This is a genomic window from Duganella dendranthematis (assembly GCF_012849375.1).
GTDB classification, from domain to species: domain Bacteria; phylum Pseudomonadota; class Gammaproteobacteria; order Burkholderiales; family Burkholderiaceae_D; genus Rugamonas; species Rugamonas dendranthematis.
Genome location: NZ_CP051684.1, coordinates 355055 through 369361 on the forward strand (window position 1 = coordinate 355055; position 14307 = coordinate 369361).

11 protein-coding genes and 1 tRNA gene are annotated in these 14307 nt (G+C 63.5%); 9 read left to right on the top strand and 3 right to left on the bottom strand.

What is annotated here, in order from left to right; genetic code table 11:
• The first annotated feature begins 73 nt into the window (after positions 1–73).
• The 7 genes from fdnG (at position 74) to HH213_RS01750 (ending at position 9403) form a co-directional block, all read left to right on the top strand.
• Entirely contained in the window at positions 74–3145 is a 3072-nt protein-coding gene (gene fdnG / locus HH213_RS01720; protein ID WP_169110365.1) for a formate dehydrogenase-N subunit alpha, read from the top strand.
• A gap of 18 nt (positions 3146–3163) precedes the next feature.
• A complete protein-coding gene (fdxH, locus tag HH213_RS01725; protein ID WP_110848969.1) occupies positions 3164–4078 on the top strand; it encodes a formate dehydrogenase subunit beta in 915 nt (304 codons plus the stop codon).
• Positions 4075–4728 carry a formate dehydrogenase subunit gamma gene (locus tag HH213_RS01730; protein ID WP_110848970.1) on the top strand — a complete coding sequence of 218 codons (654 nt, stop codon included), beginning with the start codon at positions 4075–4077 and terminating at the stop codon, positions 4726–4728. The genes fdxH and HH213_RS01730 overlap by 4 nt, the downstream gene beginning before the upstream one ends.
• A 164-nt stretch (positions 4729–4892) precedes the next feature.
• Positions 4893–5900 (top strand): formate dehydrogenase accessory protein FdhE, encoded by a 1008-nt coding sequence (fdhE, locus tag HH213_RS01735; protein WP_110848971.1) that lies wholly within the window; start codon positions 4893–4895, stop codon positions 5898–5900.
• Positions 5897–7390 (top strand): L-seryl-tRNA(Sec) selenium transferase, encoded by a 1494-nt coding sequence (selA, locus tag HH213_RS01740; RefSeq protein ID WP_169110367.1) that lies wholly within the window; start codon positions 5897–5899, stop codon positions 7388–7390. Before fdhE ends, selA begins: the two co-directional genes overlap by 4 nt.
• A complete protein-coding gene (selB, locus tag HH213_RS01745) occupies positions 7387–9285 on the top strand; it encodes a selenocysteine-specific translation elongation factor (protein ID WP_169110369.1) in 1899 nt (632 codons plus the stop codon). Before selA ends, selB begins: the two co-directional genes overlap by 4 nt.
• Positions 9286–9307: 22 nt before the next feature.
• Positions 9308–9403 (top strand) — tRNA-Sec (locus HH213_RS01750).
• On the opposite strand, the gene HH213_RS01755 is transcribed toward HH213_RS01750, so the two are convergent.
• Entirely contained in the window at positions 9388–10101 is a 714-nt protein-coding gene (locus HH213_RS01755; protein ID WP_169110371.1) for an alpha/beta hydrolase, read from the bottom strand. The two genes, HH213_RS01750 and HH213_RS01755, sit on opposite strands and share 16 nt — an antisense overlap.
• A 170-nt stretch (positions 10102–10271) precedes the next feature.
• Between HH213_RS01755 and HH213_RS30500 the strand changes: the two genes are divergently transcribed.
• Positions 10272–11927: a methyl-accepting chemotaxis protein gene (locus tag HH213_RS30500; protein WP_169110373.1), complete on the top strand. Its 1656-nt coding sequence runs from the start codon at positions 10272–10274 to the stop codon at positions 11925–11927.
• Between the two features lie 119 nt (positions 11928–12046).
• Positions 12047–13408, top strand: a complete 1362-nt coding sequence (locus HH213_RS01765) for a PQQ-dependent sugar dehydrogenase (protein ID WP_169114902.1) — start codon at positions 12047–12049, stop codon at positions 13406–13408.
• A 76-nt stretch (positions 13409–13484) separates the two neighbouring features.
• Here the strand turns inward: HH213_RS01765 and HH213_RS01770 are convergent, their stop codons facing one another.
• Both HH213_RS01770 and HH213_RS01775 read right to left on the bottom strand, forming a co-directional pair.
• Positions 13485–13709, bottom strand: coding sequence for a hypothetical protein (locus tag HH213_RS01770; RefSeq protein WP_169110375.1), 225 nt, complete (start codon positions 13707–13709; stop codon positions 13485–13487).
• A 220-nt stretch (positions 13710–13929) separates the two neighbouring features.
• Positions 13930–14271 carry a YciI family protein gene (locus tag HH213_RS01775; RefSeq protein ID WP_169110377.1) on the bottom strand — a complete coding sequence of 114 codons (342 nt, stop codon included), beginning with the start codon at positions 14269–14271 and terminating at the stop codon, positions 13930–13932.
• Between the last annotated feature and the right edge of the window lie 36 nt (positions 14272–14307).

Sequence of the window (14307 nt, forward strand, 5' to 3'; positions counted from 1 at the left end):
ATTCAGCACTCGCGGCGGGCGCCGACGCAATGATAAACTTGGGAGGTCACTAGACAATTAGAGAGGTAATCCCATGAACCAGATGTCGAGACGCCAGTTCCTTCGGGTAACCGGCGCGACCATCGCGGGTTCGAGCATTGCGCTCCTCGGCTTTGCGCCGGCAACGGCCTTGGCCGAAGTCCGGCAGTACAAGCTGGCGCGCAGTACCGAAACCCGCAACACTTGCCCCTACTGCTCCGTCGGTTGCGGCATTTTGATGTACGGCCTGGGCGACGGCGCCAAAAACGCCACCGCCAGCATCATCCACATTGAAGGCGACGCCGACCACCCGGTCAACCGCGGCACGCTGTGCCCGAAAGGCGCTTCGCTGATCGACTTCATCCACTCGCCGAACCGCCTGCTTGCGCCGCAATACCGCGCGCCCGGCGCCAGCGAATGGAGCCCGATGTCGTGGGATGACGCGCTGAACCGCATCGCTAAACTGATGAAGGCTGACCGTGACGCCAACTTCATCGAAAAAACCGAAGACGGCAAAACCGTCAACCGCTGGACCACCACCGGCATGCTGTGCGCTTCGGCGGCCAGCAACGAAGTCGGCTATTTAACCCATAAAACGATGCGTGCCACTGGCATGCTCCCATTCGACAACCAAGCACGTGTTTGACACGGTCCAACGGTGGCAGGTCTTGCCTCGACATTTGGACGTGGTGCGATGACGAATCACTGGGTTGACATCAAGAATGCTGATGTCATCCTGGTCATGGGCGGCAACGCAGCAGAAGCACACCCTTGCGGGTTTAAATGGGTCACGGAAGCAAAAGCGCATCGCGGCGCCAAGCTGATCGTGGTCGATCCACGCTTTACCCGAACGGCTTCGGTAGCGGACCATTACGTCGCTACGCGCACCGGTGCGGATATTGTGTTCCTGGGCGGTATCATCAATTACCTGCTCACCAACGACAAGATTCAACACGAGTACGTTCGTAACTATACGGACATGCCGTTTATCGTCCGCGAAGATTTCGCCTTCAACGACGGCCTGTATTCGGGCTGGGACGACGCGGCCAACAAGTACGCGGACAAGAGCAGCTGGAACTACGAGATGGGCGACGACGGCTATGCCAAGGTCGACCCGACGCTGGAGCATCCGCGCTGCGTGTACCAGTTGATGAAGAAGCACTACTCGCGCTACACGCCAGAAATGGTGGAGCGGGCCTGCGGCGTGCCACCGGAGAAATTCCATCTGGTGGCCGAAGCGCTGGCCTCGACCGCTGTGCCGGGCCGTGCCGCGACCATCCTGTACGCACTGGGCTGGACCCAGCACTCGACCGGCGCGGAAACCCTGCGTACCGGCGCCATGGTGCAGCTGCTGCTGGGTAATATGGGTATCGCCGGCGGCGGCATGAACGCGCTGCGCGGCCACTCCAACATCCAGGGTCTGACCGACCTGGGCCTGCTGACCAATATGCTGCCGGGTTACCTGACCCTGCCGAGCGAGTCGGAGCAGGATTGGGATGCCTATGTTGCCAAGCGCGCACTGAAACCATTGCGTCCGAACCAGCTGAGCTACTACAGCAACTCCAAGAAATTCCTGGTCTCCTTCATGAAGGCCTGGTGGGGCGATGCTGCGACCGAAGACAACAACTACGCCTTCGACTACCTGCCGAAGCTGGATAAACCTTACGACATGATGCAGGCTTTCGAGCTGATGAATCAGGGTAAGATGACCGGCTACATCTGCCAGGGCTTCAACATCCTGGCCTCCGGCCCGGACAAGCAGAAGATCACCGACTCGCTGTCCAAGCTGAAGTGGCTGGCCATCATGGACCCGCTGCAGACCGAGACCGCCGAGTTCTGGAAACCGCACGGCGACTTCCACAAGGTCGATCCGGCGCAGATCCAGACCGAGGTGTTCAGCCTGCCGACCTCGTGCTTCGCGGAAGAACGCGGTTCGCTGGTGTCGTCGTCGCGCGTGCTGCAATGGCACTGGCAAGGCGCCGAGCCGCCAGGCCAGGCCAAGTCCGACCTTGACATCATGTCGGCGCTGTTCCTGCGCCTCAAAAAGGCGTACCAGACCGAAGGCGGCAAGTTCCCGGATCCGATCCTGAATCTGACCTGGAACTACAGCAACCCGAACTCGCCGACGCCGGAAGAGATCGCGATGGAATTCAACGGTAAAGCGCTGAAGGAAATCACCGATCCGAAAGATCCGACCAAAGTCATCCTGAAGAAGAACGAGCAGCTGGCAGGCTTCGCTCAACTCAAGGACGACGGCAGCACCGCGTGCGGTTGCTGGATCTTTGCCGGTTCGTGGACCGCCGCCGGCAACCAAATGGGCCGCCGCGACAACAGCGACCCGACCGGTATCGGCAATACGCTGAACTGGGCCTGGGCCTGGCCGGCCAACCGCCGCGTGCTGTACAACCGCGCCTCGACCGACATGAAGGGCAAGCCGTGGGATCCAACCCGCAAGCTGATCTCGTGGAATGGCACGGCCTGGACCGGCGCCGACGTGCCCGATTACAAGGCCGACGAGCCGCCGGAAAACGGCATGGGTCCGTTCATCATGCTGGCCGAAGGCGTGGCCCGCTTCTTCTCGCGTGACGCGATGGCCGAAGGGCCGTTCCCGGAACACTACGAGCCGTTTGAATCGCCGATCGGGCACAACCCGATGCACCCGAACAATCCCAAGGCCTTCAACAACCCGGCCGGACGGATGTTCCCGAACGACCGCAAGAAACTGGGCAAGAAGGACGAGTATCCGCATGCGGCCACCAGCTACCGCCTGACCGAGCACTTCCACTTCTGGACCAAGCACGCGCGCCTCAACGCCATCGTGCAGCCGGAGCAGTTCGTGGAAATCGGCGAAGCGCTGGCCAAGGAAGTCGGCGTGGTGCATGGAGACCGGGTCAAGGTGTCGTCCAAGCGCGGCTACATCATCGCCAAAGCGGTGGTGACCAAGCGTATCAAGCAACTGACGATTGACGGCAAACCGATGCACCACGTCGGCCTGCCGATCAACTTCGGCTTCAAGGGCCTGACCAAACCGGGCTACCTTGTCAACACGCTGACGCCTACCGTGGGCGACGGCAATTCACAGACACCGGAATCGAAATCGTTCCTGGTGAAAGTGGAAAAAGCTTAAGCCGAAGGAGAGCACACTATGTCATTACAATCACTTGATATCCTGCGCATGTCCGCGACCACGGTGACGCCGCCCCAGGCGCGTACCCCGGTCACAGGCACGGTCGCCAAGCTGATCGACGTCTCCAAATGCATCGGCTGCAAGGCTTGCCAAACGGCCTGCATGGAGTGGAACGATCTGCGCGACGAGGTGGGTGAAACCACCGGCGTGTACGACAACCCGATCGACATGACGGCGAAATCCTGGACCGTCATGCGCTTCTCGGAATACGAGAACCCGAAGGGCGACCTCGAATGGCTGATCCGCAAGGACGGCTGCATGCACTGCGAAGATCCGGGCTGTCTTAAAGCCTGCCCGGCGCCGGGCGCCATCGTCCAGTACACCAACGGCATTGTGGATTTCCATCAGGAGAACTGCATTGGCTGCGGCTACTGTGTCGCCGGCTGCCCGTTCGACGTGCCACGCATTTCCAAGGAAGACAGCCGCGCCTACAAGTGCACGCTGTGTTCGGATCGTGTGGCCGTCGGCCAGGAACCTGCGTGCGTCAAAACCTGCCCTACCGGCGCCATCACCTTTGGCACCAAGGAGGACATGAAGGAGCACGCTGCCGAGCGCATCGAGGATCTGAAGTCGCGCGGCTTCGAGCACGCCGGCCTGTACGACCCGGCCGGTGTGGGCGGCACGCACGTCATGTACGTGCTGCACCACGCGGACCAGCCGTCGCTGTATCACGGCCTGAAAAAGGACCCGAGCATCGGCGTCACGGTCGGTTTGTGGAAAGGCCTGACCAAGCCGCTGGCACTGGCGGGTATCGCCATGACAGCGCTGGCCGGCTGGTTCCACTACTCGCGCATCGGTCCGAACGAAGTGTCGAAGGATGAAGAAGCCGAAGCGCTGGCCGAGGCACAACGCATCAGGGAGGAAGCACCATGAGCCACTCCAACCGCGATAAAGACGGCAATCCGCTGATCCAGCGTTACACGCCCAACGAGCGTAGCAACCACTGGATCACGGCCATCTGCTTCATTTTGCTGGCGGTGTCCGGCCTCGCCATGTTCCATCCGGCGATGTCGTGGATGTATATGTTCCTCGGTGGCGGCCAGTGGACCCGCATCCTCCATCCCTTCATCGGGCTGGTGATGTTTGTCTCCTTCGCCATCCTGGTGCTGCGCTTCTGGCACCACAACCACATCGACGCCGCCGACAAGCAGTGGATGAAGCAAATCGGCGATGTGCTGAACAACCGCGAAGACAAGCTGCCGAAAATCGGCATGTACAACGCCGGCCAGAAGATTCTGTTCTTCGTGCTGATCGCGTGCATGTGCGGGCTGCTGTTGTCGGGTATCGTGATCTGGCGCGCGTACTTCGCGTTCTATTTCCCGATCCCGCTGATCCGCGCGGCGGCGCTGCTGCATGCGGTGTGCGCGTTCGGCATCATCTGCTCGATCATTGTCCACATCTACGCAGCACTGTGGGTCAAGGGTTCGATCGGCGCCATGGTGCGCGGCACCGTCACCTATGGCTGGGCGCGCAAGCACCATCCGCGCTGGTTTGAAGCAGTGATCAAAAAATCACGCGACTGAAACTAGTGTCATGGCGCGCCGCAATGGCGCGCCATTTTTCCCTCCCTGAAGTATGACTTCCCCTTCTTAAAGACCGCCCGCCGGGACGAAGCTACAGCGCTGCCGATTTGGGATTAAAATATCACCTGAGCCGGCAGCTCTCCGCCACCGGCAAAGGAGATATTTTGGTACAACGTTTGTTAGAACCTGGCGAGATCGAGTCCCTCGATCACACGTCCATCCCGCGCCTGCTGCTGCCTGAAGCACGCAGCCTGTTCACCGGACGCGCCACGCGCCTGCGCCAGTTGGCAGATAATCAAATCAAGGGTATCCCGGTCGGCGATACCATGAAGGGTTACCTGCTGATGATGGCGGCGCTGGTGGACGCCCAGGCCGCGGTGATCCGCACGCTGCCGGCGGAGACTTTCGCCTTGCCAGACGCCGCAGGCATCGAACTGGCCATCGACCACCATATGCCGCCGCTGCCGGTCAGCGGCCAGCGTCCGGCCACCTGGCGCCGCGTGTTTGACGCCATCCTCGACCAACTGGATCCGCTGGCCGCCAGCCAGCCGCAACTCGCGGCCGTGCTGGCCGAGCTGCGTGCGCTCGACAGCGCAGAGCTGGAAGGCTGCGCCGACGCCGTACTGGCCGAACTGACCGAAGGCGTGCATCCGCTGCACGCGCCGTTCGTGGCTGCGGCCTTGCAAGTCATGTGGACCATGCGCGCCAGCCAGCTGGATGCGAAACGCGTGCAGCCGCTGGTGACCAACACCCTGTGCCCGGTGTGCGGCGCCCATCCGGTGGCCAGCGTGATCCGTATCGGCGGCCAGTCGCAAGGCTACCGCTACCTGCAATGCAGCTGCTGCGCCAGCGAATGGCACATGGTGCGCGTCAAGTGCACCACCTGCGAAAGCACGGCCGGCGTGGCCTACCAGAGCATCGAGCCGGAAGGCGGCATGCCGGCGGTGGACCCGAATGAGCCGGTCAACAAGGCCAACGATCCAAGCCGGGTCGCGCGCGCCGAGATCTGCGACTCGTGTCATACCTACCGCAAGATCTTCAACCAGGAGCACGACTACAACGTCGAGCCGCTGGCCGACGATCTGGCCAGCCTGGCGCTGGACGTGCTGGTGGGCGAAGCTGGCTACTCGCGCTCCAGCGGCAATCCCCTGCTGTGGTTTAACGCCGAATGAGCGAGCAGTCCGCCCGCTCAGACAACACGCTGCACGGCGCCGTGTCGGCCGCTGGCGTGCCGGCCGGCGCCATCCGCCTGCCTGCCGTGCACCTGATCCTGTCGGACGCCGGCTGCGAGCCGCTGCTGGCCGCCTATGGCCGCGTGCAGACGCTGGACGCGGCGCGCGCGCTGCTGGCCGAGTTGCGCGCCATGCTGCTGGCCGCGCGCGAAGGCGGCGAGACGGCGGCGGCCGTGACCGGCGCGCCCGACACCAGCATCCCGTCGCTGCTGGCGATGCTGGCGGCGCGGCTGCAGGAACAAAACGCTTCGCCGCTGCGGCCCGTGTTCAACCTGACCGGCACCGTGCTGCACACCAATCTGGGCCGCGCCTTGCTGCCCGACGCCGCTGTGCAAGCGGTGGTGGATTCGATGCGCTGGCCGATGAACCTGGAGTGGGACATCGACACCGGCAAACGCGGCGACCGCGATAACCTAATCGAAGAACTGCTGCTGGAACTGACCGGCGCCGAAGCGGCCACCATCGTCAACAACAACGCCGCCGCCGTGCTGCTAATGCTGAACACGGTGGCACTCGGCAAAGAGGTGATCGTCTCGCGCGGCGAGCTGGTGGAGATCGGCGGCGCCTTCCGCATTCCGGACGTGATGACGCGCGCCGGCGCGGTGCTGCGCGAAGTCGGCGCCACCAACCGTACGCATTTGAAGGACTACGACGAAGCAGCCGGCCCACAGACTGCGCTGATGATGAAGGTCCATACCAGCAATTACGCCATCACCGGCTTCACCAAGAGCATCGAGCTGGACGAACTGGCGCCGCTGTCGAAGAAGCACAATATCCCGCTGGCGGTGGACCTGGGCAGCGGCACGCTGGTCGATCTTGAACAGTATGGCCTGCCGCACGAAACCACTGTGCGCGAGACCATCGAAGGCGGCGCCGACCTGGTGACCTTCAGCGGCGACAAGCTGCTGGGCGGGCCGCAGTGCGGCATCATCGTCGGCCGCAAGGACCTGATCGCGCAGATCAAAAAGAATCCACTGAAGCGCGCGCTGCGCGTCGGCAAACTGACGCTGGCCGCGCTGGAACCGGTGCTGGCCCTGTACCGCGCGCCGGACCTGCTGCCGGAGCGCTTGACCACCCTCAAGCTGCTGACCCGCCCCGCCGCCGACATGCGCGCGCAGGCGCAAGCCATCCTGCCACAGTTGCAGGCCGCGCTGGGCGCCGGCTATGAAGTGACCGACGCAGCGATGTTCAGCCAGATCGGCAGCGGCGCGCTGCCGGTCGACCAGTTGCCGAGCCACGGCCTGGTGGTGCGGCCGGCCGCTGCGGGCCGCGTCAGCAACGCGCTGGGCGTGCTGGAACAGCGCCTGCGCGCGCTGCCGCTGCCGGTGATCGGCCGCGTGGCGCAGGACGCACTGTGGCTCGACCTGCGCTGCCTGCAGGACTATCAGCAGCAGCGCTTCATCGAACAACTGGGGCTGCTCACAGCATGATCGTCGGCACCGCAGGACACATCGACCACGGCAAAACCACGCTGACGCGCGCCCTCACCGGCGTCGATACCGATCGCCTGAAGGAAGAGAAAGCGCGCGGCATTTCGATTGAACTCGGCTACGCCTACGCGCCACTGGAAGGCGGCGAGATCCTCGGCGTGATCGACGTGCCGGGCCACGAGAAATTCATTCGCACCATGGCGGCCGGCGTGACCGGCATCGACGCCGCGCTGCTGGTGATCGCCGCCGACGACGGCATCATGCCGCAGACGTTGGAGCATCTGGCCATCCTGCGGCTGCTGGGCGTCCGGCGCGGCGCCGTGGCGCTGACCAAGATCGACCGCGCCGACAGCCAGCGGCTGGAGCAGCTGGAAGCGGAAATCCACGCGCTGCTGGCGCCGACCGACTTCGCGGGCGCGCAGATCTTCCGCACCAATGCAACGCTGGAAGGCGATATCGGCGTCAAGGGGCTGTTGCGCCATCTGGCGCAGATGGCGGCGACGCTGCCGGCCAGTGACGAGCGGCGCTTGTTCCGGCTGGGCGTGGACCGGGTGTTCACGCTGGCGGGCCAAGGGACCATCGTCACCGGCACCGCGCTGGCGGGCAGCGTGCGCGTGGGCGACACGCTGCAGCTGGCGCCCGGCGGCCAGGAGGCGCGGGTGCGCAGCATCCATGCGCAGAACCGCTCGTCCGATATGGGCCGCTCCGGACAACGCCTGGCGCTGAATCTGGGCGGCGTAAGCAAGGACGAGATCGCGCGCGGCACCTGGGTAGTGGCGCCGGCGCTTGCCGCCTGCTCCGAGCGGATCGACGTGCAGCTGACGCTGACGGCGGACTGCGGCCAGACGCTCAAGCCATGGTCGCCGGTGCACGTGCATTTGGGTGCTGCCCATCACACCGCCAACGTGGTGCTGCTGGACGACGAGGTGCTGGCGCCCGGCCATAGCGGCCGCGTGCAACTGGTGCTGGACGCGCCGGTGCATGCGGTGCCGGGCGACCGCTTTGTGATCCGCAACGCGCAAGCCACCACCACCATCGGCGGCGGCATGGTGCTCGATCCCTTCGGGCCGGCGCGCAAGCGGCGCAGTGCAACGCGGCTGGCGTGGCTGGATGCGCTGGCCGATTACATCGCCACCGGCGACATCGCTGCGCTGCTGGCGCGCGGGCCGCTGGGAATACGGGTCTCGACGCTGGTGCGGCTGTCGCAACTGCCGGCCGAAGAAATCAGCGCGCCGCCGGGCACCCAAACCGTCAGCCTGCAAGGCGGCGACCAGCTGCTGATCGCCGCGGGCGAGGTGCAGGCGCTGCAAGCGCGCATCCTGGCGGCGCTGACCGAGTTCCACGCGCGCGCGCCGGATGATGCGGGGCCGGAGCTGTGGCGCTTGAAACGCATCGTCTCGCCGGAGATGGAAGACCGTTTGTGGAGCCGCCTGGTCGACACCCTGCTGGCCAGCGGTGCGATCAAGCAGCGCGGCCGCAGCCTGCACCTGCCCGGGCATAGCGTCGAGCTGAGTGCAGAGGAACAGGTTCTGGTAGCGCCGCTGATGGCGTCGCTGCTGGCAGGCGGCTTCGATCCGCCCTGGGTACGCGAGCTGATGCGCGAACACCATCTGCCGGAAGCCGAGGTGCGGCGCCTGCTGCTCAAGCTATCCAAAACGGGTGAATTGAGCCAGGTGGTGACGGATTTGTTCTATCATCCGCAGCGGCTGGACGAGCTGGCGCGGCTGGTGGCCACGCTGCCCGACGTGCAGGCGTCGTCGTTCCGCGATGCGACCGGCATTGGCCGCAAGCGGGCGATTCAGATCTTGGAGTTCTTCGACCGCGTCGGCTATACTCGCCGGATTGGCAACGTCCATCTGGTGCGACCGAACGCCGTGTGGTCGTACAGCAGCTGAACTATAGCAATCAAGTCAATATGGAAGGCACACTCATCCGGTGATGGGGCCGGGCTTCAAACCCGGTGGGGGGCGTCAGACGCTCCCTCGTAAGTTCGACTCCTACTGCCTTCCGCCATCCACCACCTCCAGCACCAACTCCAATGCCGCGTTGAAGTCGGCTGGCGTTTCGGCCAGCAGTGCCCATAGGCGGTTGTGCTCGGCGCCTGGAACGATGAACAGCTGGCGCGATTGGGCGCGCGTGGCGGCGGCCACCAGGCGCTCGGAAATTTCCAGCGGGATGGTGGCGTCGTGCTCGGCGTGGATCACCAGCAGCCGGCCCTCGAAGCGCGACAGAATCTCCCACGCATCGCTATCGGCCCAGCTACGTTCGCGCCGGATGACGGTCGAGAAATCAGGGCCGAACGGCACGTCATACGCCGACGGCGTGTAGACGCCCGGCACAATCAGTACCAGCGCATCGATCTTGTGCTGCTCGGTCAGCCGGATCGCATTGTAGGCGCCCATGCTGCTGCCAAACACCACCAGCGGCTCCGGCATTGCCTGTGCCGCCATCACTGCCTGCGCCTGCCGCGTGCGGCTGGCCACCGACGACTGCGCCAGCGTGCCGCCCGTCTCGCCATGGCCGATGGCGTCGAAACACACGCTGCCCAGGCCGCGCTGCTGCAAGGCGCCGCGCAGCAGGCGGTGACTGTGGCGCTGGCTGTTGCCGGCGCCGTGCAGGTAGAGGATGCGATTGCTGTCGCGGCCAACGTAGTGGTCCGCCTTCAGCACATGGCCGTCGAACGGCACGTGGAAATCGAGGATGTTGGTCATGGCCGCAGCGTACCCAAGCTCTTCAACTTTGTAAATAAAAGTAAGAAACGATCTGTTGCCGTACGGCATTTATGATTCACTGATATAATGTTTAGAAGCAATATTAATTTGCATTTAAATAATAATAACTCCTCCAAGACATAACCACTTCACCACCATACGGAGGCATCATGAAATTATCTGAAATGAAAGTCAGCAACCGCTTGGCCATCGGCTTTGGCGTGACGCTGTTGCTGTTACTCGCTGTCGCCATCGCCAGCTGGATGAGCATCCGTCAAACCGCGCAGGACACCGACGCCCTGCTCGACCAGCATCTGAAGACCGAACGCCTGGTCAGCGGCTGGAAAGGCATTGTTGAAATCAATGTGCAACGCGCATTGGCGGCTTCCAAGACCGACGATCCTGCTACTCAAAAAATGTTTGAGGACGGCATCGCCAGCACCTCGAAAATCGCCGAAGGCTATCAGCGCCAGATCGTCGAGCTGCTGAGCGACAGCCAGGCCAAGTCGCTGTTCGACGCCGCGCAGGACAAACGCAAAACCTACCAGGCCATCCGCAAACAAGCCTTTGCGGAAAAAGCGGCCGGCAATATCGAGCACACCAACCAGATCATCGAGAAAGAGTTCATTCCTGCGGGCGAGGTGTATGTCGCCAGCATGGCTGCACTGGTTGAGCGTCAGAAGGCTGTCATCGACGAGATCGGCAAGACCATCCATGACCGCAGCATCGGTTCGGCGCTGATGATCGTCGTGCTGAGCACGATCTCGATCGTGGCGGCACTGGCGCTGGGCTGGTTGATCAGCCGTTCGCTGCTGAAACAACTGGGTGGCGAACCGGGCTATGCAGCCGGCATCACCGACCGCATCGCCGGCGGCGACTTGACGGTACGGGTACAACTGGCCGACGGCGACAACAGCAGCCTGCTGTACAGCATCGCGGCGATGCGCGAGCGGCTGGCCGCCATTGTCAGCGAAGTGCGCGGCAGCACCGATTCGGTCGCGACCGCCGCCGATGAAATCGCCAGCGGCAACCAGGATCTGTCGTCGCGCACCGAGCAGCAGGCCGGCTCGCTGGAAGAGACGGCTTCGTCGATGGAAGAACTGACTGCCACCGTCAAGCAGAATACCGAGTTTGCGCGCCAGGCCAACCAGCTGGCAGCCAGCGCGTCCGGCGTGGCCGTGCGTGGCGGCGAAGTGGTCGGCGGCGTGGTGACTACGATGGAAGAAATCAGCGCTTCGTCGCGCCAGATCGTCGACATCATCGGCGTCATTGACGGCATTGCCTTCCAGACCAATATCCTGGCGTTGAACGCCGCGGTGGAAGCCGCCCGCGCCGGCGAACAGGGCCGCGGCTTCGCCGTGGTGGCGCAGGAAGTGCGCACGCTGGCGCAGCGCTCGGCCAGCGCCGCCAAGGACATCAAGCTGCTGATCAACGAGTCGGTCGAGAAGATCGCCAACGGCGGCATGCTGGTGGACGAAGCCGGCAAGACCATGGCGGAGATTGTCGGCAGCATCCGCAACGTCAGCGAGATCATGGAGCAGATCACGGCCGCCAGCAGCGAGCAGGAAGCCGGCATCGAGCAGATCAACCAGGCCATCATGGAAATGGATGGCGTGACGCAGCAGAACGCCGCGCTGGTGGAGGAAGCCGCTGCGGCTGCCGAAGCGCTGCAAGGCCAGTCGGCCCATCTGGCTGAGCTGGTCAGCGTGTTCCAGGTTGATGGCGGGCCGCGTACCGCCAGCGTGTCGCCAATGGCCGCCGCGCGTACTCAGCCGGCGCCTCGCCGCTTGCCGGCATTGCCGCTGCGGACCGCCGCCGCACGTTAAGGCTGCGCTCGTGTGCATTAGGCAGAACTGACCCCGGGTTGGCGGCTGTACAATACGCCGTCAACCAACAGGGGAAAACAACAATGCACAAGTTCGCTCTGCAAGCCGCCGCCATCGGCATGGCGTTCACTGCCTTCACCGCTTCGGCGCAAACCGCCGACAAACTTTATCTAGCCAACTGCGCCGTCTGCCACGGCGCCAAAATGGAAGGCGCCATCGGCCCGACGTTGGGCGAGCACGCCTGGATCCACGGCGCGCCGACCAAGGCCAATCTCATCAAGATCATCAGCAAGGGCGTGCCGGAGAAGAATATGCCGGCCTGGTCGCCAACGCTGAGCGCGGCGCAAATTGCGTCGCTGGCCGATTACATTGCCGCCAGCGCCAACAAGAAGCTGGCTGCGCCTGCGGTGGCCCCTGCCGCCGCAGCGGCCAAGCCGACCGCCACCGACCTGCTGAGCGGTTTCAAGCTGCCGAAGGGTTTCCATATCAGCGTGTATGCGGATGGCGCGACGACGGCGCGCAGCATGGTGGTGTCGGACAGCGGCATTGTCTACGCCGGCTCGCGCAAGGCGGGTAAAGTCTATGCGCTGGTGCCACGTGCGGACAAGCAGTCGGCCGAGGTGGTGACCGTGGCCGAGGGACTGGAAAACCCGATCGGCGTGACGCTGCTGAACGGCGCGCTGTACGTGGGCGAAATCAGCCGCGTGATCCGTTTCGACAACATCGACAAGCGTTATGCGCAGAAGCCGTCGTATGCGGTGGTCAAGACCAGCCTGCCGAGCGACAAGTGGCATGGCGAGAAAGTGATGCGGGCCGGACCGGATGGCAAGCTGTACATTCCGGTCGGCGCGCCGTGCAATATCTGCGATACCGACGACACCAGGAGCGCCAAGATCTACCGCATGAATCCGGACGGCAGCCAGCTGGAGGAAGTGGCGCGCGGCGTGCGCAATACGGTCGGTTTCGATTTCCATCCGTCGACCAAACAGTTGTGGTTCACCGACAATGGCCGCGATGAGCTGGGCGATAACACGCCGTCCTGCGAACTGAACGTGGTGACCAAGCCGAACCAGCATTTCGGTTTCCCGTACTGCCACGGCGGCGTGGTGCCGGATCCTGAATTTGGCAAGAACCGCACCTGCGAGGAGTTCGAGCCGCCGGTCGCCAAGCTGGGGCCGCACGTGGCGCCGCTGGGCATGAGCTTCTACACCGGCAAGCAGTTCCCGGAGATCTATCGCAACAACATCTTCGTGGCCGAGCATGGTTCGTGGAACCGCAGCACCAAGAGCGGCTACACGGTGCATCTGATCACGCTGTACGGTAACAAGCTGGTCAGCGATACCGCCTTTATCGACGGCTTCCTGCGCGGTGACGAGGTGGTGGGCCGGCCGGTGGATGTGGTGACGCAGGCCGATGGTTCGCTGCTGGTGTCCGACGACTACGGCGGCCGCATCTTCCGCGTGACTTACGACGGCAAGTAATCTTCAGCCAGTACCTGCTCAAAGGTCCACGGGCAGATATCCGGCAGGTCAGCGCAATTGGCTTCGCCTATGCTCTTCAGCAGGGCATCCGCGCGATGCGGCGGCGCTGCAGAACAATCAGCCGGCGCCACAACGGACACTGGTTGCCTTGCTGCTGCTGCCACCGGGCCAGATGGGCCAGTAGCTCGGCACAACGCTGCGTCAGCAGCAGCCGGGGATGATGGCTAATCATCCCCGCTTCAGGCGGCCAGAAATCGATGTCCTTCCGCCATGGCAGCGGATCATAAAACAGTGCGCTCATGGTGCATCAGGCCAGAACTCTGGGGACAGCAGTTGCTGCAGTGTCCACGGGAGTTGGTCAGTCAAAGCGGGCTGACCGGTTTCGGCAAAAGTGATCATTCTGGCACGCCCCGAATGCGGCAGCAAGCCACTCGGAATCGCTCAGCACCGCCGTATGGCTGCGGTGTTTGGCGATATCGCGGCTGATAGATAAGTTCAGTCGCTACTTTAAAACGGCACGGTCAGGATTGCGGATCGAACTGAAACACGCGCAGTTCCTGGTTGCAGCGGCAGGCTTTGGCGATCCGTGCCGCCCAGGCAAGCGCATCGTCGTGCGACGGCAGCTCTAGCACGGTGAAGCCACCGTTCAGCGGCGGCGCCCACGGATAGCCGCCCTCTTCCGTCGTACCGTCCGCCGACACCAGCACCGGCGGCACGCTTTCGTTGATGCCGCCGGCGAAGACGTAGACGCCGGCCGCCTTGCTCTCTTCGATCACCGCACGCGCGGCATGCCCCACCACTTCCAATTCGTCAGCCGGCACCCGCATTGCCGCGCTGGGGAAAGAAATCAGATATTTGACCATCGTGCCCCCTCTTAAGCATGAGACGATAAAGCAAAT